Source organism: Amycolatopsis sp. NPDC003676, from assembly GCF_053587275.1.
The window spans coordinates 1-526 of the sequence record NZ_JBSFNS010000214.1 but is presented as its reverse complement, the minus strand read 5'-3'; the positions used below and the strand labels follow the sequence as shown (position 1 = coordinate 526).

Annotated in this window: 1 rRNA gene; it reads right to left on the bottom strand. The window is 67.1% G+C overall.

From position 1 onward, the window contains the following. Positions 1–438 precede the first annotated feature (438 nt). Positions 439–526: ribosomal RNA gene (gene rrf, locus ACWDNU_RS44750) — 5S ribosomal RNA — on the bottom strand; the annotation flags it as partial.

Sequence of the window (526 nt, the reverse complement as noted above, 5' to 3'; positions counted from 1 at the left end):
CTTCGGACGATGTGACCAAGCCCGCCACGGGCTGCCCTTCCCTGCTGCGGCGCTGCTGGCCGAACTCCCTCCCGTCGCGCCCATCCGTTCCGGCGGGTAGCCGGGTTCCCCTCGCATCGGCACGCCTGCACTAGATGGCAGGGAGATCTCCGGTCGGTCCCGCTGGCTCATCCCCGCCTACTCACGGCCCAGAGCCCGTTGCGGCAGTGACACCGCCAGACAGGAAACCCGGCTTGTATCGCCCCGCGGGCAACGTGAAGCTCGCCGGCGCGGCGAACGGCCGAGCGAGGCTCCGGCAGTCCCCGAAGTTAACTCGGATATGGCGAAGGCCCGGACCTCGCTTGAGGTCCGGGCCTTGACGTTGGGTCTGGAAATGAGTCTGGGCCCCGGGAGAACCAGCAGGGGTTCTCGGACCGGGGCCCAGACTACTGAGGTTAAGTTCGGCGGTGTCCTACTCTCCCACAACCCTTCGGTTGCAGTACCATCGGCGCAGTCAGGCTTAGCTTCCGGGTTCGGAATGGGACCG